Genomic DNA, 21,397 nt, shown 5'->3' with positions numbered 1-21,397 from the left:
TTAGCTAGTCAAATTTACTGCTAGTTTCTGACTGCAATTCTCGAAATAACTATGCTCTCTTTTTTAGCTTGACAACTAACGCACTCTCTGCTGGCAAGATCACCTCAATACTATCTGGTTGGCCCAAGTACGGCTCCCCACGTGTTTTAAATTCTCCTTGACCTTTAGTCCAAGTTCCACCAAACTCCAGCATTTCTGTATTGATCACTTCTTCATATATTCCAGAATAAGGAACAGGTAAGATAAAATTCTGCTTTTCTGTCGGAACTAAATTCAACTCAAATATTACAACATCGTCTTCCTTAAAGCCCCGTCTGGTAAATCCCAAAGTTTCTGCATTCGGGTCATCTGCATCGAAGATCTCGATGCCTAGCGGATCATAATCTTGCTCGAAAAGAGCTGGTTCTTGCTCATAAAATTCATTCAATGTTTGTGTGAAGTGTTGCATCTTATGGTTCATTTCATCTTCAAGGTCGACCCATTCGAGACTACTCCAATAACGCCACTCTAAAAATTGACCCCACTCGCTGCCCATAAATAGTAACTTTTTACCGGGATGACCGATCATATAGGTTAATAAACTCCTCAAGTTGGCAAATTGATTATACCGATCACCAGCCATTTTATGCATAAGTGATTTTTTCCCATGAACCACCTCATCATGAGATAGCGACAAAATGAAACGTTCATCATACATATAAAGAAATGAAAAACTTAATAAATTAAGCTGACCTTTACGAAATAATGGGTCCGTTGCAAAAAAGTCCAAGACATCATGCATCCATCCCATATTCCATTTATACGTAAAACCTAAGCCGCCATCTGATGTTGCTCCAGTTACCTTAGGAAACGCAGATGATTCTTCAGCGATCAACATGACATCGGGAAAATAGCCTTTAACGGCAGTGGTAAGTTTTTGAATAAAGGAAACGCCCTCTTTTTTAATGTTCGTTCCTTCATCATTAACTGTCCCTCCCTTGCCTGCGTCGTAATCCAAATATAAGATATTCGAAACAGCATCCACCCGCAATCCGTCTAAATGACAAAAGTTCAGCCAAAACATAGCACTAGAGATCAAAAAACTTTGCACCTGGGTCTTCCCGAGATCAAAATTCCAACTTCCCCAACGGACATTATTAGCTTGCGTCGGATCTGCATATTCAAAGCAAGGTGTCCCGTCAAATAAAGCCAAAGCATCAATGTTTTTAATAAAGTGACCTGGGACCCAGTCCATAATGACACCGATGTCATTTTGATGGAAAGTGTCGACCATGCGTAAAAATCCAATCAAGTCGCCAAAACGACTCGAAGGAGCAAAATACCCCATTAACTGGTAACCCCAAGAAGCATCCAAAAGGTGTTCCATTAAAGGCATAAATTCAACGTGAGTATAGCCCATTTTCTTAACATAAGGGATCAATTCACTGGTCAATTCACCATAAGATAAATAATCTTCTTGACCATGGATCTTCCATGATCCCGCATGGACTTCATAAATATTTAACGGCTGCTCAGTTAGTTCTTTTTGGCGACGTTTTTTTAACCAACTAAAGTCGTGCCATTTTTTGTCGGGCAATGTCATTACTTTCGCACCATTCCCTGGTTTTTTTTCGAACCCCAATGCAAAGGGATCGATCTTCAAATGATAATTACCTTGCTGGTCAACTATCCCATATTTATACAACTGATTTCTACGTGGAAGATCAGTCTCGACCCGCCATAAACCGGTCTGTCCTTGAAGTTTTAATGGTAGATCACGTTGCCAACCATTAAAGTCACCAACTAAATAAACTTCCTTGGCGTGAGGGGCCCACACAGTAAAAGAGTAACCTTTCGTGAGTTTATGACACCCTAAGAAATCATAACTTTCAAAGTAACTGCCAGTATTAAAAAGGTACGCTCTTTCATTAAATTCAGCTTCGCGCATCAACTCACCTCCTTAAATTATTAAAGTTAAGCTTAAATCTCAGACCTTAAGCCCTATGATTTCATAAAAATTCAAACTACTTATGCTTTTTTAAATAACCCTATACTTAATTATATTGCTTTAAGTAAGCGTTTTCAATAATTAATCGTATTCCTTTTAGTTAGAATTTAAGTTTAGCTGCTAATAAGACAAAAAATTTATTAGCAGTGATCCATAACTATTCAAAATAAATTTCCTAAATGAGCATGCAAAAATCAAAAAATACATTTTTATGCTCAATTTCAAATAGACCCTAAAAAACGAGACCCCATATTAACAGGATCTCGTTTCTATCTTTCCAAATCAAAGTTTGTTTATGTTTATTTTATCGGTGAAAAGCCATGAGGATAACGTTTGTTCAAAGTTTCAATGTTATCTTGGGCGACTTCATCAAAGGGGATATCGGCCCACTCTGCGATTTGAGAAAGATACCATAAAACGTCGCCCATTTCGTGGATCATTTCTTGACGGTCAAGCTTTCGGCCTTTAAAAGTATAAGCTTTGACTAAGTCGATCAACTGACCACTTTCTCCCGCCAAACCTAATGCACAGTTAGTTAAAACCTGCTCATTGCCATAAAGAGTACGATTTGCCTTTTCTTGATAGTCATTGAATTCCATAGAATTTCCCGTCCTTTATAAATAAAAATTGTTTATTTTTGCCTATACTATTTGACTTTCTGCTCGATCCAATTCCAAACCTGGTCTTTGCCAGTCTTATCTAACGCCGAAAACAAAAGTAACTCATCATTTTCTCCGAGTTGCAAAGTCTTTTTGATCAAAGAGTAAGAACGATTTCGTTGACTCTTCTTCACTTTATCGATTTTAGTACCGACTACCAATATAGGTAAATCGTAATAATGTAATAAATTCACCATCTGTTGGTCTAATTTAGTTGGTGCATGTCGTGCATCTACCAAAGAAACTACCCCTTGCAATTGCTCACGAGATGAGAGATAGGTTTCGATCATCGCACCCCATTTCGCCCGTTCTTTTTGTGAGACTTTGGCGTAACCATAACCGGGAACATCAACAAAAAATAACTGTGATTCGACATCGTAAAAGTTTAAAGTCTGCGTTTTTCCTGGTTGGCTAGACGTGCGTGCGAAACTCTTTCGGTTGATCAAAGCATTGATCAAAGATGATTTACCGACATTTGAGCGCCCTGCAAATGCGATCTCAGGGTAATTTTCGGTAGGATACTGTTTTGGGCTGACTGCACTAATAGTCAGATCAACATTATGAACCTGCATGAAGTATGTGCCTCTCTTTCTGAATCATCTCTAATTTTACCATATCAAGGACTAATTTCGACAGTAACAATAATAACCCTTAAAATTTTTGCAACTAAAAAAGCATCCTGGACCGTTTGACCCTCAGATGCTTTGCTAAATCGCCTTGAGGGCCATGGTCCCTCCACACGATTATTTGAATTTATTACTTAACGTTGATAACCTCTTTATCACCGTAGTAACCACAACTAGAACATACATGGTGAGCTTGTCTTAATTCACCACAATGTGGGCATGCTGTCATGCCAGGAACTTGCAGCTTATAATTAGTACGACGAAGTCTCTTTTTTGTCTTAGAAGTTCTTCTTGCTGGTACAGCCATCTTACAAGCACCTCCTTTTCAAAGTTTAAAAATATTCAACAAGAAAGATTGTAACCTTTACCCGCTACTTTTGCAACTATTCTTCAGTATCATCAAAAAAATGAGCCAGTTTCTCCAGCCTAGGGTCGACTTTTTGGCTACTGTCATCTTGCTGTTTGTTTAACTGGTCTTCCGACAAAACTTGCCAATCACGACCTGCTAAAGCGGGGTCAGCGGCATTTTTCTCTGACTCAGTCAAAACCTGCATGGGAATTTGTAACAAAATATTGTCAGTTATAACTTTGTCCAAATCAAGCAAATCATTATCTAAAATCAAAACGAGATCTTCCTCGGAAAATTCTGAAAAATCAGTCCGATTTGCCTCAACATAATTTTCGTTGATCAGAAAAGAAAGTTCAAGGTCCGCAGGAGCTAACGATCTTGTTGAAGGCAAAACAAGCTTTGTTTCCACCTGTAATTGACTATAAGCCCCCAAACGATCTGCTCCAACGACGCCCTTAACGGAGATCGGTGCAACTGATATGATCTCACGTCTACGAGCCTTTAAATTTTTTTCTAAATGAAATGTTTCATTGATCTGGAGCGGTTCATCACCGAGCTGTTGCAGTTGTTTATACGACCACTTCATGCTATATTCCTCCAATGCAACACGTGTAATTATACAGTGCATAAATTCCTTTGTCAAAGTGTTTTCCTTGACACCCTTTTTAAAATACTATTGGCGCGCGTTTTACATCCTGTTCACTTCCGCTAAAAAGCTGATAAATTTTACCTGCACGATAATCAACTGCTAACTGCTTTTTCCTATCTTCTTGCGAGACCCGCGAATAAATGGGAAAGGGACAGTCTTTTTTAACTTTGGCTAGTTGTTTTCGACCTTCTTTACCAAAACCGAGCAACCGAATATATGGACATTTGTTATATGCCTGAACTTCTTGCTCTGAAATATTGAGTAATATTGCAACCGACAACCGAGCAAGATGAGTATACGTAAAACGCTTTGTCTTAACTGCTTTGACCCACTCATCAAAGCTAATATCCAGTGACAAACGCTGAGTTTGTTCTTGCAGCCGGTATTCTATCCCCTCAGTCATACCATATATTCGGCTTAGCTCATCGATTTTACTGCTCACGATCTTATAACGCAAAAACGGCCAAAAATCAGTCCATGAAACGAAAGGACCTTCAGCTAGATCGTCTAAAGAAACCTTTGGCAAATACGAAACGAGTTTTTTTCGAGCTTGATCAGCAAACGAAAAATTTTTCCGGATAGCTGAAGCACTCGCTATTTTCGCGCCTTCGTGCAGTGTTTGGTCATGATACTCTGTTTCTACCCGCTGCAGTGGATAGAGATCTAATGGCTCACCTAACCGATAATTAGCTTTGGCATAGGCCAAGCCTAATAGATCATTAGGTTGGTCTACAGCATGGCCTAGCTCTTTTGTGATGGCGGCTTGGAATGAGCGAGCGTAAGATTCGTCGTACTTATGAAAGTCACCATGGACTTCAGCGACCTGGCGTGCAAAGGACATAAAATCGTATGAACTATGCTCTGCTCCAAATACCAATTTATCTGCACCTAGAGCTGCCAACAAAGAAACTGCCCCATATGCGAACCGATCAGCCGGTTGCACGCATGCCATGACTGGCAACTCTATCACCAGGTCTGCGCCATTTTCGAGAGCTTCATGGGTCCTAGTCCATTTGTCCAAGCATGCCGGCTCTCCTCGTTGTAAAAAGTTACCACTCATAGCGACAACAACTATATTATCAGGAAAAGTCTGCTTGATTTGTTGCAGTTGATATAAATGACCATTATGAAACGGGTTGTATTCGGCTACCACACCGACAACACCTGTCATATCCATCGCTCCTTACTTTTCACAACAAAAAAACCAGCGCCTCGACTCCATTTGAACAGCAGAAAGACCAAAATCAGCTTTAACTTCAACGTTTTTAAATCCGACTTTTTTTAATAGACTAACATATTCTCCTAAAGCATATGTCCTTTCATAATGGTATTCACTTAAGCGATGATAATTTTTCGTCAAATTATCCTTAACGAAAAAAGTTAGTTCATGTTCGATCCCATGGGTAACGTCAGTCGGATAAGAATGCCACAAGAAAGCTTTTTCTTCATCTTGATAATTATACATATAGTCAGGGAAAATCTGGTCCATTTGGTAAATGCTATGCACATCAAATAAAAACTTACCTTGTTTTTCCAAATGGACATAGACCTCGTGAAAAACTTGGTACAATTCAGCATGATCAGCTAGATAACACAACGAGTCTAGAGTGCTGATCACGGCCTGATACTGACCAAGGCCACTAAGATCTGTCATATCACCCTGATAAACCGGGAAAAAGTCGTCTGCTTCATTCATTCTTTCGCTAGCCAAACTCAACATTTCATCTGATAGATCCAAGCCCTCCATCTGGTAACCTGCTTGTTTCAAGCGAAGAGTTAAGGCTCCAGCACCACACCCTAAATCTAAAATAGTACCAGGATCTGGACCGACTCTTTGCTTAAAGTAGTCCACCCAAGAAGCATAAACTTCTTGATCCATCAGCTGATCATATAACTGAGCAAAAGTAGTATAGTTCATTAGGCCTTGACCCAGTCAGAGACATCTACATTTTTGGCATCAGCCCATAATTTTTCCAAATTATAAAATTCACGCGTTTCCTTTTGGAAAACATGAACGACAACATCACCGAAATCTAACAAAACCCAGCTGGATCCGCCTTTACCTTCAATATCGCGCACATCGTAGCCAGCATTTTCAACTTGTTCTTCAATATTTTCTGCAATAGCCTTAACTTGTCGTTGTGAACCGGCATCCATAATGACAAAATAATCTGCTAACAAGCTGACACCTTCAACGTCTAAAGCAGTCACGTTATTTGCCCTTTTATTATCAGCAGCCTCAACAATTACCTTCAATAACTCTTTACTATCCATTAATAATCTCCTTTAAACTTTTTTGACACACTCATCATCGCTTTTAATTGCCTGCGACCCAAGCGTTATACGTCAACATCGCTGTTGGGTAGATCGTCTTATTTGAACTCATTAAATACTGCAAAGTATGTTTTGTTTCAAATATGACCGCAGCTTGTAGATCAGCATAAGCCAAACTTCTAGCCAATTTGGCATCTGGAAATTCACGACCATCTTCTACAAAATCTGCCACATAAATTATTCGATCGAGTTTAGTCATTTTAGGTGCCCCAACTGTATGCCTAGAAATGGCGTTTAAGATCTCAGGGTCTGTGATCTTTAGTTCGTGAGAAACGATTTGTGCGCCGACAACACCATGCCAGATAAAGTTTCCCCAATTTAACAGATCAGGATCCATTGAATACTTCTTGATCGTTTCCTTAAACTCTCTATCACTACGTTCCTTTGAATAATCGTGCGTTAAAGCAGCAATGCTTGCTTTCTCTAATGAAACATCATTCAACTTAGCTAGTTTAAGCGCAGCTTGCTCCACCCGTAAAACGTGTTGAAAACGATGCTCACTTAAACTTTGTTTAACAGCTGTAACTAATTGCTCCCGAGTTCCAGCAAAAAAGTCCCCAGAATATTCAACTTCACTCACGATATAACCCCTCTTTTTTAATATACTCTGCAATGATATCTGGTACTAAATATTTGATCGAACAACCTTGCTTGACTTTGCTTCTTATCAAAGTTGAACTAATATCGATCATTGGAGTGTCGACCCATAAGATCGGATATTGGCTACTTGTTTTAGAACCAGCTCGTTTAACTCCAACAAATTTCACCATTTTGACTAACTGTTCGATCTTATTCCACTTGGGCAAGTATTCAACCATATCCCCGCCGATAATGAAATAATAGTCTGCTTCTGGATGACGTGTCTGAAGTTCCTTGATCGTATCGTAAGTGTAGCTTACACCACCACGGTCAACTTCAAGTGTATTCAGTTCAAAATTTTCATTGTCAGCGATCCCCAAACGAACCATATTCACACGATCTTTAGCAGAAATAGCTTCTTTCCTATCAACATGAGGAGGAAAATTGTCGGGCAAAAAAACTATTTTATCCAACCCCAATTGACTTAAAACTTGCTGTGCTACTACCAAATGACCATTGTGTAATGGATTGAAAGTTCCTCCCATCAGTCCTATCCGTTTTCTTTGAGCGCCAAACATAACTTCTGGCATAACTTTGACCCTTGGGATCTCAACTGTACTCATTTCCAACCTACTGACCTCCAAAACTAAATAGCTTCAACCTCAGTTGAAATAACACGGTTCTCTTTATCTGCCGCTTTCTTGTATAAGACAAGTGTATGACCGATCTTTTGCACAACTTGAATTGAGCTATTTTTCTCAATAAATTCACTCACTTCATCTTCGTCGACTAAAGAATTCTGTAAAATAGAAACCTTTAGTAATTCACGTTTTTCAATAGCCGCATTAACATTTACCAGCCAATTTTCACTTAGTCCGTCTTTACCGATCTGAAATAGTGGACGCAGATTATGTGCCCGACTTCTTAAAAAACGTTTCTGCTTTCCGCGTAACGCTATTAACTCACTCCTTATTTTTATTCTAAACTAATTCTTTAACTGCAATTTTAGCTTGCAAGATATTGATCACTTAAACCATTGCTTTTCTGCGTAAGACACCAACGCCTTTGGGGGCATAACCTGCTACGACCGTTCCGCTCTTAACAGTCACCCAGCCCAATCCTTCAAACACGATATCACTTTTTTCACGGAGCTTAAATTCGAATCGTTCTAAAGAAGGAAAAGTATCCAATTCATCAGTTGTCGGGGGTTGTAATAACTCGCCCTGATGGCGTGCAAAAAAATCATCTGCTTTTTCAAGCCTCGTGCGATGGATCTGCAAATTATTTTCCATATAAACGGTAACGCCATTACGTTGTGCTGGACCAGAAATCAGATCAAAGCGTGCTAAACCTCCGAAAAATAAGGTTTGACCCGCAGCTAATTGGTAAACTTTAGGCCTGATCTCTTTTTGCGGGGTTGCCAAACGGAGTTCTTTAGCAGATAAGTAATGAGCCATTTGGTCTTTATGAATTATCCCGGGTGTATCTACGTTCATTTTACCATCATCCAAAGGGATCTCGATCTTATCTAGGGTCGTTCCTGGGAAACGAGAAGTCGTGATCAGGTCTTGCATTCCCGTACTACGCTTGATGATCTGGTTGATCAACGTCGATTTACCAACATTGGTGACACCGACAACATAGACATCACGACCCTTACGATACTTTTCAATAGCTCTTAACAAATCTTCCAACGCATGTTGTTTAGTCGCGCTAGTTAAAAGTACATCCACCGGATGAATACCTTCTGCATTTGCTCGTTGTCGGACCCAATCCTTTAACTTAGGCCGTTTCAAGGAACGCGGTAATAGATCTTCTTTATTAGCTACCATCAAAACCGGATTATTACCAACAAAACGGTGGATCCCCGGTATCAAAGAACCATTAAAGTCAAAAACATCAATAACATTGACTATCAAAGCATCTGCATTGCCAATTTGATTTAATAAGGCCAAAAAATCATCATCAGTCAAAGATACGTCACTAACTTCATTATAGTGGCGTAAACGAAAACAACGTTGACAGTAAAGCTCATCATTTTCTAACCCTTTTTTTATCGCAGAAGCTGGTGTATACCCTGGTTGTGCAGGATCATCTGACTGGATCTTTGCTCCACAGCCAATACAATACAACTCTTCACTATTTTCATCCATTCAACGAATGCCCCCATGTTCTTTTTAAATATCCTTTTTTCAAAAGGCGCTTCTTCAACGACTTTTCAATAGTTCGATTCAACTTTGTGTTCCACGCATCTGTTTCGATCAGTGGTTTAACTAAGATACTTTTAATTGAAGCATTATTAGCAGCTGCAACATCTGTCAGTAATTGATCCCCTACTAAAACGATCTGCGAAGAACTGATCCGGTATTCTTTTTTTGCAATATTAATGCCCCGCGTAAATGGCTTTAAAGCCCTAGAAATAAAGGGTAGTTGTAATTCTTTTAAAGCTCTAGCAGCTCTTTTTGAACTATTGTTAGTCACTACAACCACAGGGATCTCGGCTTCGCTCATGATCGCTAGCCATTGCCGCAATCGTGGCGATCCGTTGGGATCATTCCACGCGATCAAAGTATTATCCAAATCAGTCAAAATCAACTGAATATTATGTTCTCGAATCTCATTTGGAGTTAGATCATAAATCGATTCCAACATCCACGTCGGTCTAAAATCTGCAAGCATCTTACAACTCTCCTATTTCATCAGTAATTCAATTATAGATTATTTCCACAATCTTTAGCAAAAATTAGACTACCAAAAATAATCCAGTTAATTAAAAAATCATGCGTGCTCTTCAACAAAATTTAAGCGCAAGAAAAACGTATATGCCTAATATGTAAAAAAAGCTGAAGCAAAACCAATGTTTTGTCTCAGCTCATATTATCTAAAAGGTTATTTTGCTAAAGCTGTTTTAGCCTGATCAACCACTGTAGAGAAAGCTGCAGGATCGTTAACTGCTAAATCAGCAAGCATTTTACGGTTTACATCGATTTCAGCAACCTTCAAGCCATGCATTAATTTACTATAACTAATGTCATTTGTACGAGCTGCTGCGTTGATACGAGCGATCCATAATCTACGGAAGTTGGATTTGTTCTTGCGACGATCACGGAAAGCATATTGCTGACCTTTCATAACCTGTTGCTTGGCTACCTTAAATTGAGTATGTTTCGAACCACGGTAACCCTTAGCTAACTTTAACATTCTTTTACGACGCTGACGCGTAACTGCGCCGCCTTTAACACGTGACATGTGAATTCCTCCTTAATTAATCATCCAAGTTCAGCCTTGGATCATCTCTCTTGTATGAGAGCAAATAAACTTGCTAGTAAAGGTAAAAATACCTACTTGTATATCTCAACAAACAAATGACTATTTCATTTGCGATATCATTTGCTTGATACGGCTCATATCTGTGGAATCTACTATACCAGGCTTAGCTAATTGGCGACGTTGTTTTTTAGTCTTACCGTGAAAACGGTGTGATGTAAAAGCATGTGCGCGTTTTAAACCACCATTTCCTGTTTTCTTAAAGCGCTTTGCGGATGCGCTATGTGTTTTTTGTTTTGGCATAATACATTCTCCTCCTAAATTACTAGCCTATTTTTCGGCTAATGGTGCAAGCATTAAGAACATGCTGCGACCATCCATTTTTGGTCTTGATTGAACAGAAGCAATATCTTCTGTTTCTTTTGCAAAATTATTTAAGACTTCACGACCAATATCTTTATGCGTGATCGCACGGCCTCTAAAACGAATAGATACCTTGACCTTATCGCCTTTACCTAAGAACTTACGTGCATTTTTGACCTTAGTATTAAAGTCATTCGTATCGATCGTAGGACTCAAACGAACCTCTTTAACATTAATGACCTTTTGCTTTTTACGAGCTTCACGCTGTTTCTTTTGTAATTCGAAACGATACTTACCATAATCCATGATTTTGGCAACCGGCGGTTTAGCCTTCGGTGCAACAAGGACCAAATCTAACTCGGACTGTTCAGCTAAAGCTAAAGCGTCTTTTTTAGATTTAACTCCCAACTGGGTACCATCTTTGCCGATCAAACGAACTTCGCGTGCACGAATACCATCGTTAACGATCTTGTCTACTGCTATGATGTTTCACCTCCAAAAAAATTCAGAAGAGTAAGCAGAAAAAAAGTGGGTGTTATCTCACACCCACTACTCCCCACGTTACAGTGAGGTTATTTCGTAATTCTGCCCGAGGATCTCTATCCCCTAGGCGAGAAGCGGGTGCTTCTGCTTTTTTCTCAACTATATTATAATACCAACTCTGTTGTAGTTTGTCAATTAGTTTTTACGACTATATGTTTCAATATCATGATTGAGCAAAGTTACAAAATCATCAAATGACATCGTTGAAGTATCTTTTTGTCCATACTGTCTAACTGTTGCAGTCTGATCAGCAACTTCGTTGTCACCAAGAACTAAAGTATACGGGATCTTATTGACTTGAGCCTGACGGATCTTATAGCCCATCTTTTCATTGCGATCATCAATATCGACTCTGATATGATGTGAAAGTAACCGACTTTGTAATTGCTTAGCATAATCTAAATGTAGTTCATTTTTAACAGGAATGATCTCAACTTGTTTTGGAGCCAACCATGTTGGGAAAGCACCTTTGTACATTTCGATCAAATAAGCAGTAAACCTTTCCATAGTAGAGATGACACCACGATGGATCATAACTGGACGGTGATCTTCGCCATCGGCACCAGCGTATTTCAGGTCAAAACGCTCAGGTAACAAAAAGTCCAATTGGATAGTTGACAATGTTTCTTCTCCACCCAAAGCTGTCTTGGTTTGTACGTCAAGTTTTGGGCCGTAGAATGCCGCTTCACCTTCGGCTTCATAGTAATCCAATCCCATATCATCCATCGCAGCTTTAAGCATTTTTTGAGATCTGTTCCACATTTCATCATCATCGAAGTATTTTTCGGTGTTTTCTGGGTCGCGGTAGCTCAAACGGAAACGATAGTCATGAATATCAAAATCATTGTATACATCGATCATTAAGTCCAAGATCTTCTTGAATTCATCTTCGATCTGGTCTGGGGCCACAAAAGTATGACCATCATTTAAAGTCATTTCGCGCACACGTTGCAAACCAGTCAAAGCACCTGATTTTTCATAACGGTGCATCATACCCAACTCTGCTAAACGCAAAGGTAATTCACGGTATGAACGCTTGTGATGATTATACACTTGCACGTGAGAAGGACAGTTCATTGGACGCAACTCCAAGAATTCACCGTCCCCCATATCCATCGGTGGAAACATATCATCACGGTAATGATCCCAGTGACCAGACTGCTTATACAAGTCGACGTTGGCCAAGACTGGAGTATAAACATGTTCGTACCCCGCAGCTAATTCCTTATCAATAATATAGCGCTCTAACGTCCGTCTGATCGTGGCACCGTTTGGCATCCAGTATGGCAGGCCTGCGCCAACTTTAGGATCAACAAAGAAAATATCAAGTTGGTTGCCGATCACACGATGATCACGTTCATGAGCTTCTTGTCTTCTAGCTAATTCGGCATCCAGGTCTTTTTGTTTATAAAAAGCCGTACCATAGATCCGTTGTAACATTGGATTACTTGAAGCACCCTTCCAATAAGCCCCGGCGACTGCTAAGAGCTTAAAGATCTTAACTTTGCCTGTTGATGGCAAAACAGGACCGTAAGCCAAAGAAACAAAGTCACCTAACCGATAAACCGACACTTGGCTGTCTCTGGCTAATTCTTCGACCAATTGCTTTTGATATGGATCGTTACCGGCTTTTTGTAAGGCTTCTTCTTTGCTGATCGCAGAAAACTCGATGGCATCATCAGCAAGACAGATCTGATCCATTGCAGCAGATAAGTCATCAAAGTCAGTTTCTGCGACCTGTGTTTGTCCTGGCTTTTCAGTATCTAAATAAAAGCCATGCTCGTCAACTCGTGCTTCACCAAAGTTCATTTCCGGATACTTGTCTGCCAATACTTTATTCAAAATTAATGCAGCTGTTTGCCATAAAACATGGATCCCTTCTTCGGAATCTTTCGTAGTGATCTCGATTTGTCCATCTTCTTTTATTTCTTGAAAAAGATCAACAGCAGTATCATTAAACTTACCAGCAACAGCTTTTTTACCCAAACTGATGCTGATAGAATCAGCAACATCTTTAACAGTTACTCCACTGTCAAATTGTTTAACACTGTTATCTGGAAAAGTAAGGTTGATTTGTGACATAAAATTTTCCTCCTAAATTTTGTATAAAAAAAGCCCTGCCGTTCAATAACGACAGGGACGTTTATGACGTGGTTCCACCCATATTTAAACTCGCACAAACGTACGAATTCCTTATTCAAGGTCGTTAACGGCAACCATCCGACTCAACTTTTCATTAAGCTTTTTATGAAAGTGGTAAACCGTTAATGTAAGAAGCTTTCAGTCACGGCTTCTTTCCCTGAAAATTGGGTTCATGTCTTTCACACAATTTAATTATATTAAAACACTAAAGCATTAAACTAACAAGAGATTTTCAGAAATTTTTTCATTTTCTGCGATTTCGACCAACGACATGATACTCATCGGCTAAAAACTGGATCCGTTCCATAATACGTTTGGCTTTCAAGGGTTCAGCTTCACCCCTGCTGTTGATCGTTAAATATTCATCTTCTAATTGTTTTAAAGAAAGGTTAGAACTAAAGAAAGTTGGTAGTTCTTCTTGCATCCGGTACTGTAAGATCACGCCTAAAACATCATCGCGAAACCAACTGCTCATCTGATCAGCCCCGATATCGTCCAACATTAAAATTGGCGCCTTCTTGACGGAATCGATCAAATCGCCGGTCGAATTACTACTGATCGAACTTTTCATTTTTACAGCAAAAGAAGGAAAATGAACAAGTGTCGTACTATAGCCATTTTCAGCAAGCCCGTTCGCTAACGCAGCTAACAAATATGTCTTACCAACACCAAAACTTCCCTCCAAGTACATCCCTTTATGAAATTCATGTGGTGCTTGAAGAAATTCTTGAAAGAAACGTAATGCAGCATCGAAAATCTCTTCTCTTCCCTCAGGGTAATAATCAGATAGTTCAGCGTCTCGGATCGATTTAGGCAAACTGATGACCTTGACCCGCTGCTTAATTTCTTTTTGCCTTTGCCTAGCTAAGAATTCTTTGGTAGGAGTATAGGTGACCTCGATATGATGATCACTTAATATCAAGGATGGATAATACCCAGGCATAAAAGTTTTTTCACCAGCCGCTAATTGATTTTTAAAGTTAACGAACTCGTACAATTTACTGGCACTTCTAATGATCTCATCTCTAGTAAGCTCACCTTGATGCTGCTTCAAAAAATCTACTACATCAGGATCTTTTTGTACTGCCGTGATCAATTTCTGATAACGAGGGCCCCATTTATTATCCTTCAACTGTTCTGCTAGTATCTGACTAAGACTTTCCATACTCTCACCTCATTTCTATTAAACTTCATTTATTATCATTTTTGATCTCTTCCAAACGTCGTTTGATCTCCGCTTGAAGATCAGCTTTTTTGTCGGTTTGGTCTTTTGTACTCTCAGGTTGCTTGTAGCCATTTTGGGCCCACTCAGGCAACTGTTCTTTTTGAACGACCGGACGACTGCGGCGATAGTTCCCTTTATTTTGATGCTTCTTCGCACCCTCTTGTACGACTTTACGCGCTTCAGCCATGGCTTGTTGCGCTGTCTTCACACCATTCTTGGACCAAGTAGCCGCAGTCGTCTCAAAGTACCCTTGATGCATGCTGGCATTTCCTCGATCACTTAAAATATAATGGATCAACACGTTGATCACCTCATTAGGTAATATCCGCTGTTGAACTACATTCGAAACCATATACTTTTCGGAACTTGTTAACAATGCGCCAGTCTCATTTTTGATAGTTTTTAAAAACTCCATCGGAGCCATAGATTTGCAAAATTCTATCAATTCTGAGTCTGCAGACTCAGAATTACCACTACTAGTATTCTCCTCAACGGTTAAATCGTCAGTTTTAGCAGCATTTGTTTTTTTCAATTGGTTATCAAACGAATTATGCGCCAGCATTTTAAAATAACCAACATTCAACTTATTGCTGTTAATATCGATCGCTTCTTCCAACAAACGAACTAGTTGCATCTCATCTAGACCATACAAAAGATGGATCGTCTGAATTGCGTCCATGTTTTTAAAGGCCTCTTCTTGAGGGACGAAAGATCTTTCCAACAACTGTTTAAAAAATTTGAGATCCAAGCCCGTTTCATTTTGATCGATCAATTGCTGGTGTTGCTTTTCAAGAGGCTGCACTTTTTTAGAGGCTGCTTTTTCCATCAAAGTGCTCTGACGGACAGGGAAAACGTCCAAGAATGACTTAGTGACTTCCTGACCGCCCTCTACGTTAAATTCAGGTGGACAGTACTTCTCTTGCAGCTTCCGATATGCCCCTTGTCCAACGGTCTCCAATAACAACGTACTAAGCAGGTCGTCGTTGAAAAAGTTAGCGCCTACCAACGGACGCAAAATGAAATACAGAGATAGTTTACCTAAGCGATCATTTTTTTCAAAGGTCCTTAACAAACCTAGGGCCTCTAATTTCTCACGCGCCTCCAAAAAATCTCTCATTCCAAAAGACAATCCTACCAATAGCTCTTTATTCATCGATCTTTTGACCAGGTCGGGACGGACCTTACCATAACGGCTAAAAAGTAAATAAGTTCCGTATGCATTAGATCCCATGATCGGCACATATAAGTCAAGAAGAACATTAAGGTCTTCATCACTCGGACAACTTCTTTGTACCACGACAAAACCATCTTTTGGGGAAATATTTTTCAAATTTTCGGTAGCCATATCTTTCCCTCTTACTTAATTATTGATCTGTATGATCCTTATCCTCTGGGCCATGTTCGTCTTCTTGACCACGACCCATCAATTCATTCAATTCATTGACAAAAGCACCCATATCCTTAAATTCACGGTAAACGCTAGCGAATCGGATATATGCAATATCGTCAACATCAACTAATTCATCCATAACATACTTGCCGATCAACTGAGTGGAGACTTCTGTTCCCCCTAAAGCACGAACTTTATTCTCTACATCATCGACGATGCTCGTGATTTTGTCCATCCCGACGGGTCTTTTCTCAGCAGCTCTCATGATACCTCTTAAGATCTTATCACGGTCAAACTCTTCTCTGTTTCCATTTTTTTTAATCACCAAAAGAGGAGTAACTTCGATTCGTTCAAAAGTGGTAAAACGGTAGCCGCAATTTTCACATTCCCGTCGCCGTCTGATGGCATGACCATTATCTGCAGGTCGACTGTCAACGACACGTGAACTGTTATGATGACAATGTGGACACATCATAATTTCCACCTCAATTAAATTCAAATTATTCGTTTCTAGACTGCCTTGTTTAGCTTATCACTCAAAACGATTTTATCATAAAAGATACAGCAAACAAACTTTTCCTATCGCAACACTGCTAATTAAGAAGGTCCTTTTTGCTCTCACTGAAGGACTAAACTGCTAGTAAATATTACAAGAAGTTACATCTACTCAGGAGCTAACTTTTGACAATGCGGACAATAATGAGTGCCCCGTTGACCAACGACGATCTTCTCGATAGGGGTTTGACACCTAGAACAAGGTTCATCCTTCTTGCCGTAAACATGCAATTGATCCTGAAAAGAGCCGATCTCGGCATCTGCACCAGCAAAAGTAAAAACTGTCGTGCCACGAGCTTTGATCGCACGCTCCAACTCTAGCATAATATTATCATGCAACTGTTGTGCCTGTTCAAATGTGATTTGAAAACATTTAGTCTCAGGATGGATCTTGGTCATCCATAGAACTTCATCAACATAAATATTTCCTAAACCAGCTACAATAGTTTGATCTAGCAAAGCTGTTTTGATACTTTTCTTCTTTTTTTGTAGTTTGCCATAAAAATCATCAACTAAAAATGTATCTGGGCGTGGTTCCGGTCCTAATTTTTTCAAAGAACTTAACTCATCTTCTGTACCAGTCTTAACTAATTGCATACGACCAAATTTGCGCACATCGTTATACCTTAGCTGTGTACCATCATCGAGTTCAAACACAATGTGCGTATGCTTATCAAGTGGGACGTCACTTTTTTTAACCGCGTATTTGCCTTCCATTCTTAAATGAGAAACCATAGTCAAGTCCCCAGAAAAACGAAAAAGTAAGTACTTGCCCCTTCGATCTATTTTTTTAAACCTTTGCCCAGTCAACTTTTCAATAAATTCTTGTGGATCTCCTAGAATGATCTTTGGGTAGATCAACTCGATCCCAGTGATCTTTTTATCCGTGACCAACGCGCTTAAACCGCGCCTTACTGTTTCAACTTCTGGTAATTCAGGCATTTTTCCACCAACTACTCTCTTTTATTTATCTCAGGAAAAATAAATATTCCTTATTGATATACTACCATTTTAAAAGCCGTGAGACCGGACAAAAAGTTTCGTTCGGGCTCACGGTCAACTCAACTTACCAGCCAACAAAAATCTTTTGTCTGTCGGTAAATCACGTACTTTTCTATTTTGCATTAAACCAAGTTTTGCCATGAGCACATTCTACTTTAAGCGGAACGTTTAGATCAACAGCTGAATCCATCACACCTTTGACCGCTTTTTCAAAGTCAGCCACCTCTTCGTCAGGAACTTCAAATATCAATTCATCATGAACTTGTAGCAGCATCTTAGTTTTCATCTTTTTTTCAGCTAATTGTTTATCCATGTTGATCATGGCAACTTTGATAATATCAGCGGCACTTCCTTGGATCGGACTATTCATCGCCGTTCGTTCCGCAAACGAACGAACATTATAATTTTTATTGTTGATATCGGGCAAATAACGACGGCGATGGAAGATCGTTTGAACGTAGCCTTGTTCACGTGCATTTTTCACGATGTCATCCATATACTTTTTAACACCGGGGAACTTCTCAAAATAAGTGTCGATGAATTTCTTAGCTTGTTTGCGTGTGATACCGATATTTTGTGACAAACCATAATCACTGATCCCATACACTATTCCAAAATTAACGGCCTTGGCTTGGCGTCTGATGTTAGGCGTGACTTCATCTTCACTGTCAAGTCCAAAGATCTGCATTGCGGTGTTGGCGTGAATATCACGGTCAGCTTTAAAAGCCTCTTGCATATGCTCATCATCAGCAATATGAGCTAAGACACGTAACTCTATCTGTGAATAATCAGCCGAGAAAATTTGCCAACCAGGACGACTCGGAACAAAAGCCTGTCTGATTTTGCGTCCTTCTTCTAACCGAACTGGGATATTTTGCAAGTTAGGATCAACAGACGATAGACGTCCTGTCGCAGTCAAAGTCTGAGTATAACGCGTATGAACCTTTTGGTCTTCTTTGAAAACTACCTTCAGTAATCCTTCAATATATGTCGATTGCAATTTAGAAATTTGACGGTAGGTCAAGATATTATCGACGATCGGTGACATTCCACGCAGCTTTTCTAAGACACTTACAGCTGTAGAATAGCCCGTTTTGGTTTTCTTAATAACCGGCAATTCCAATTTTTCAAACAAGATATGTCCTAATTGCTTAGGTGAATTAATATTAAATTCTTCACCTGCTTCATTATAGATCTCTTGCTTCAGCTCAGACAAACGTTCAATAAATTCGCTTTTCATCTGTTCTAAACGTTTGGTGTCCACTGTGATCCCAGCGATCTCCATTTTTGCTAAAACTTTTGCTAATGGCAACTCTATTTCATCGTATAGGTCTTGTTGCTTATTATCCTTCAATTCTGAGAATAATTTTTCTTTTAAAGTAGCAATTGCAGAAACTTTATGACTTAAATGGGCAAACAACTCTTCGTCATCACTAGGGATCTTGCGTTTAGCGCCTTTGCCATAAAATTGCTCATCAGTTTTTACTTGATCAAAACCATGAAGATCAGCCAGCTCACCCAGATCATCACTATTTTCGGTATTGTTTAACAAGTAAGAAACCAACAAGAGATCAAAATCTACGTTAGTCATTGTTAACCCTAGACGATTCAGGCCAACAAAAGTTCTTTTACTGTCAAAAACATCCAGTTTATTCGCCGGATCAGTTAATAAATGTTTAAGTGGTGTCTGTTTCAATAATTCGACATTTCTAGCACCAAAATATTGACCATCGACTTTAAGAACAAAACCCACGAATGGTGCGTTATGGTAATTTTTACCATCCATTTCCAAATAAAAAGTCAGCGACCCCTTAGCCTTTGCTGGGACCTTATCCAAACTTTCTTCGTTTAATAATGTCACAGTTATTTTGTCAAACGCCTTTTGTTCATCAGGATCTTCACCGGACATTTCTTTTAAAAAGCTCTTAAAATCTAACTCTTCATATAGTGAATGTAAGTCTGATCCGTCTACTTCTTGCCGCTTGGTATCAGTCAACTTGATCGTTAACGGAGCATCTGTTTTGATGGTTGCTAGCTCTTTACAAAGCAATGCAGTGTCTTTATCTTCTATCAGATGTTCTTTCATCTTAGACTGTTTCATTTCAATAATATGTGAATAAACACCTTCGACACTGTCATATTGTTTTAATAACTTAATAGCAGTTTTTTCGCCAACTTTAGTGACACCCGGGTAATTATCGGAATTATCCCCAGCTAAACCTTTCATATCGATGATTTGCTTCGGCTCCAAACCGTATTTTTCTTTAACATGCGCAGGGGTATACTCTTCAACTTCACTAAACCCCTTCTGTGTGACCGCCACAGTTGTCTCATTGGTCGTCAGCTGTGTTAGATCGCGATCGCCAGTAACTACAACGACGCGATACCCTTGATCTTCTCCTTGACGAGATAGTGTCCCAATAATATCGTCGGCTTCATAATCAGTGAGTTCATAATCTTTGATCCCATACGCCGTCAGCATTTTCCTCAAATATGGCAACTGCTCACTCAGTTCTCCTGGCGTTCTGGCACGTCCAGCTTTGTAATCAGAATACTTTTTGGTACGAAACGTTGTTTTACCTGCGTCGAATGCCACCAAAACGTTAGTAGGAGAATACTTTTTCAAAATATTATCAAGGATCTTTTTAAAAACATAAATAGCATTCGTGTGTAGGCCCGCGTGATTTGTAAAACTGCCTACATTTTGTAACGCAAAGAAAGCACGGAATGCTACGCTATTACCATCAACTAATAAAAGTGTATTTTTTTGTTCGGCCATTATTTTCTCCTCTAAATTATTTTACTATGACTATTCTACCAAAAAATCTTCTTTTTTTCGAAAGTGACTATCTTCAATTTAGATGGGGCATCTTTAATTCCAAATCTCGACCCAAAAGCAATAAAAAAGATACCTGCAAGAGTGCTAGGTATCTCTGAAATTATAATTTTAATGCTCAATCCCGACTACTGCCACCTGAAAAGATAGTCAATAGTTGGATAAAGATATTGATAAAGTCAAGATATAATTGTAAGGCCCCTGACACAGCCAAGGAAGTTGTATTCACTTGATCACCGAACTGGAGGTACATATTCTTGAAGTTCTGTGAATCCCAGGCAGTTAAGATCGTAAAAATAACAACTCCAACAAATGAAAAGATATAACTAATCATTGGGCTTTGTAGGAAAATGTTAACAAAAGTAACTACTATTAAAGCGATCAAAGCTGCCAATGCCTGTCTTCCAAGGCCAGACAAATCTTTCTTGGTCGTTGCCCCAAAAATAGCTAAGACAACAAACTCAGTTGCTGCAGAAACAAAGGCCATTGTGACATGCGAAATGTCGTAAACCATCAAAAGAGTACTTAAAAACAGCCCTTCGATCCCTGCAAAAGCAAACAACATGATCACACTAGAAAGCGAAGAACGTCCCGGCTTGAACGATACACCAAATACCATGACCAACTGAACCGCGAACAGTGCGAAAAATGCAAACCGATGTGTTCCAAAGAAATTTAGAACTTCTGTCTGATAAGTAGTCGCACATAGATATGCGATCAATGCAGAAAAAGCAACAGCCCCAGCCATAAAACCATACATTTTAGTAAAGAAACGATTTAGGCCACCTTGTCCAGCAGCATACGTTTGATTCGAATTATTCATCTGATCGTCCTCTCTTATTTATTTCAACAATTGAAATCGTTTAATCAATTCAGTGAAAATATTATACC

23 protein-coding genes and 1 other annotated feature are annotated in these 21,397 nt (G+C 39.3%); all 23 genes read right to left on the bottom strand.

Translation table 11 applies throughout. From position 1 onward, the window contains the following. Positions 1-49: 49 nt before the first annotated feature. A complete protein-coding gene (glgB, locus tag AC3XNE_RS09065; RefSeq protein ID WP_489831746.1) occupies positions 50-1,927 on the bottom strand; it encodes a 1,4-alpha-glucan branching protein GlgB in 1,878 nt (625 codons plus the stop codon). Positions 1,928-2,286: 359 nt separating this feature from the next. Continuing rightward, entirely contained in the window at positions 2,287-2,586 is a 300-nt protein-coding gene (locus tag AC3XNE_RS09060) for a nucleoside triphosphate pyrophosphohydrolase family protein (protein ID WP_489831745.1), read from the bottom strand. 47 nt (positions 2,587-2,633) lie between these two features. Then, entirely contained in the window at positions 2,634-3,218 is a 585-nt protein-coding gene (yihA, locus tag AC3XNE_RS09055; protein ID WP_489831744.1) for a ribosome biogenesis GTP-binding protein YihA/YsxC, read from the bottom strand. Between the two features lie 184 nt (positions 3,219-3,402). Next, positions 3,403-3,579, bottom strand: a complete 177-nt coding sequence (rpmF, locus tag AC3XNE_RS09050) for a 50S ribosomal protein L32 (RefSeq protein ID WP_489831743.1) — start codon at positions 3,577-3,579, stop codon at positions 3,403-3,405. Positions 3,580-3,655: 76 nt separating this feature from the next. Continuing rightward, positions 3,656-4,207, bottom strand: a complete 552-nt coding sequence (locus AC3XNE_RS09045) for a DUF177 domain-containing protein (RefSeq protein WP_489831742.1) — start codon at positions 4,205-4,207, stop codon at positions 3,656-3,658. 79 nt (positions 4,208-4,286) lie between these two features. Continuing rightward, positions 4,287-5,441, bottom strand: coding sequence for a nucleotidyltransferase (locus AC3XNE_RS09040; protein ID WP_489831741.1), 1,155 nt, complete (start codon positions 5,439-5,441; stop codon positions 4,287-4,289). 12 nt (positions 5,442-5,453) lie between these two features. Next, on the bottom strand, positions 5,454-6,188 hold the full coding sequence (locus AC3XNE_RS09035; RefSeq protein WP_489831740.1) for a class I SAM-dependent DNA methyltransferase: 735 nt from the start codon (positions 6,186-6,188) through the stop codon (positions 5,454-5,456). Further along, positions 6,188-6,544: a ribosome silencing factor gene (gene rsfS, locus AC3XNE_RS09030; RefSeq protein WP_489831739.1), complete on the bottom strand. Its 357-nt coding sequence runs from the start codon at positions 6,542-6,544 to the stop codon at positions 6,188-6,190. Before rsfS ends, AC3XNE_RS09035 begins: the two co-directional genes overlap by 1 nt. 43 nt (positions 6,545-6,587) lie before the next feature. Next, on the bottom strand, positions 6,588-7,184 hold the full coding sequence (yqeK, locus tag AC3XNE_RS09025; protein WP_489831738.1) for a bis(5'-nucleosyl)-tetraphosphatase (symmetrical) YqeK: 597 nt from the start codon (positions 7,182-7,184) through the stop codon (positions 6,588-6,590). After that, positions 7,177-7,806, bottom strand: coding sequence for a nicotinate-nucleotide adenylyltransferase (locus AC3XNE_RS09020; RefSeq protein ID WP_489833398.1), 630 nt, complete (start codon positions 7,804-7,806; stop codon positions 7,177-7,179). The genes yqeK and AC3XNE_RS09020 overlap by 8 nt, the downstream gene beginning before the upstream one ends. Positions 7,807-7,829: 23 nt before the next feature. After that, complete coding sequence (gene yhbY, locus AC3XNE_RS09015) at positions 7,830-8,141, bottom strand: ribosome assembly RNA-binding protein YhbY (RefSeq protein ID WP_489833397.1); 312 nt, start codon at positions 8,139-8,141, stop codon at positions 7,830-7,832. A gap of 70 nt (positions 8,142-8,211) precedes the next feature. After that, positions 8,212-9,336 carry a ribosome biogenesis GTPase YqeH gene (gene yqeH / locus AC3XNE_RS09010; protein WP_489831737.1) on the bottom strand — a complete coding sequence of 375 codons (1,125 nt, stop codon included), beginning with the start codon at positions 9,334-9,336 and terminating at the stop codon, positions 8,212-8,214. Beyond that, positions 9,329-9,862 carry a YqeG family HAD IIIA-type phosphatase gene (locus AC3XNE_RS09005; protein WP_489831736.1) on the bottom strand — a complete coding sequence of 178 codons (534 nt, stop codon included), beginning with the start codon at positions 9,860-9,862 and terminating at the stop codon, positions 9,329-9,331. The genes yqeH and AC3XNE_RS09005 overlap by 8 nt, the downstream gene beginning before the upstream one ends. Before the next feature lie 210 nt (positions 9,863-10,072). After that, complete coding sequence (gene rplT, locus AC3XNE_RS09000; RefSeq protein ID WP_489831735.1) at positions 10,073-10,432, bottom strand: 50S ribosomal protein L20; 360 nt, start codon at positions 10,430-10,432, stop codon at positions 10,073-10,075. Positions 10,433-10,552: 120 nt separating this feature from the next. Next, positions 10,553-10,753 carry a 50S ribosomal protein L35 gene (gene rpmI, locus AC3XNE_RS08995; protein ID WP_489831734.1) on the bottom strand — a complete coding sequence of 67 codons (201 nt, stop codon included), beginning with the start codon at positions 10,751-10,753 and terminating at the stop codon, positions 10,553-10,555. Between the two features lie 27 nt (positions 10,754-10,780). Then, entirely contained in the window at positions 10,781-11,281 is a 501-nt protein-coding gene (gene infC / locus AC3XNE_RS08990) for a translation initiation factor IF-3 (RefSeq protein WP_489833396.1), read from the bottom strand. A gap of 46 nt (positions 11,282-11,327) precedes the next feature. Further along, positions 11,328-11,452: a sequence feature (ribosomal protein L20 leader region), on the bottom strand. A 39-nt stretch (positions 11,453-11,491) separates the two neighbouring features. Continuing rightward, positions 11,492-13,438, bottom strand: coding sequence for a threonine--tRNA ligase (gene thrS, locus AC3XNE_RS08985; RefSeq protein WP_489831733.1), 1,947 nt, complete (start codon positions 13,436-13,438; stop codon positions 11,492-11,494). 304 nt (positions 13,439-13,742) lie between these two features. Continuing rightward, positions 13,743-14,663, bottom strand: a complete 921-nt coding sequence (dnaI, locus tag AC3XNE_RS08980; RefSeq protein WP_489831732.1) for a primosomal protein DnaI — start codon at positions 14,661-14,663, stop codon at positions 13,743-13,745. 25 nt (positions 14,664-14,688) lie between these two features. After that, positions 14,689-16,068, bottom strand: a complete 1,380-nt coding sequence (locus AC3XNE_RS08975) for a replication initiation and membrane attachment family protein (protein ID WP_489831731.1) — start codon at positions 16,066-16,068, stop codon at positions 14,689-14,691. A gap of 19 nt (positions 16,069-16,087) precedes the next feature. Next, a complete protein-coding gene (gene nrdR / locus AC3XNE_RS08970) occupies positions 16,088-16,588 on the bottom strand; it encodes a transcriptional regulator NrdR (protein ID WP_489831730.1) in 501 nt (166 codons plus the stop codon). A 188-nt stretch (positions 16,589-16,776) separates the two neighbouring features. Beyond that, the gene (mutM, locus tag AC3XNE_RS08965) at positions 16,777-17,610 is read right to left on the bottom strand and encodes a DNA-formamidopyrimidine glycosylase (protein ID WP_489831729.1); all 834 of its coding nucleotides are present in this window, start codon (positions 17,608-17,610) and stop codon (positions 16,777-16,779) included. Positions 17,611-17,782: 172 nt separating this feature from the next. After that, entirely contained in the window at positions 17,783-20,449 is a 2,667-nt protein-coding gene (gene polA, locus AC3XNE_RS08960) for a DNA polymerase I (RefSeq protein WP_489831728.1), read from the bottom strand. Between the two features lie 175 nt (positions 20,450-20,624). After that, positions 20,625-21,329 (bottom strand): Bax inhibitor-1/YccA family protein, encoded by a 705-nt coding sequence (locus AC3XNE_RS08955; protein WP_489831727.1) that lies wholly within the window; start codon positions 21,327-21,329, stop codon positions 20,625-20,627. Positions 21,330-21,397: the final 68 nt, after the last annotated feature.

This window comes from Ligilactobacillus sp. JN-6 (Y).1, from assembly GCF_058111525.1.
Note: the sequence above shows the minus strand (reverse complement) of the source record. Positions and strands in the feature narration are given on the sequence as shown.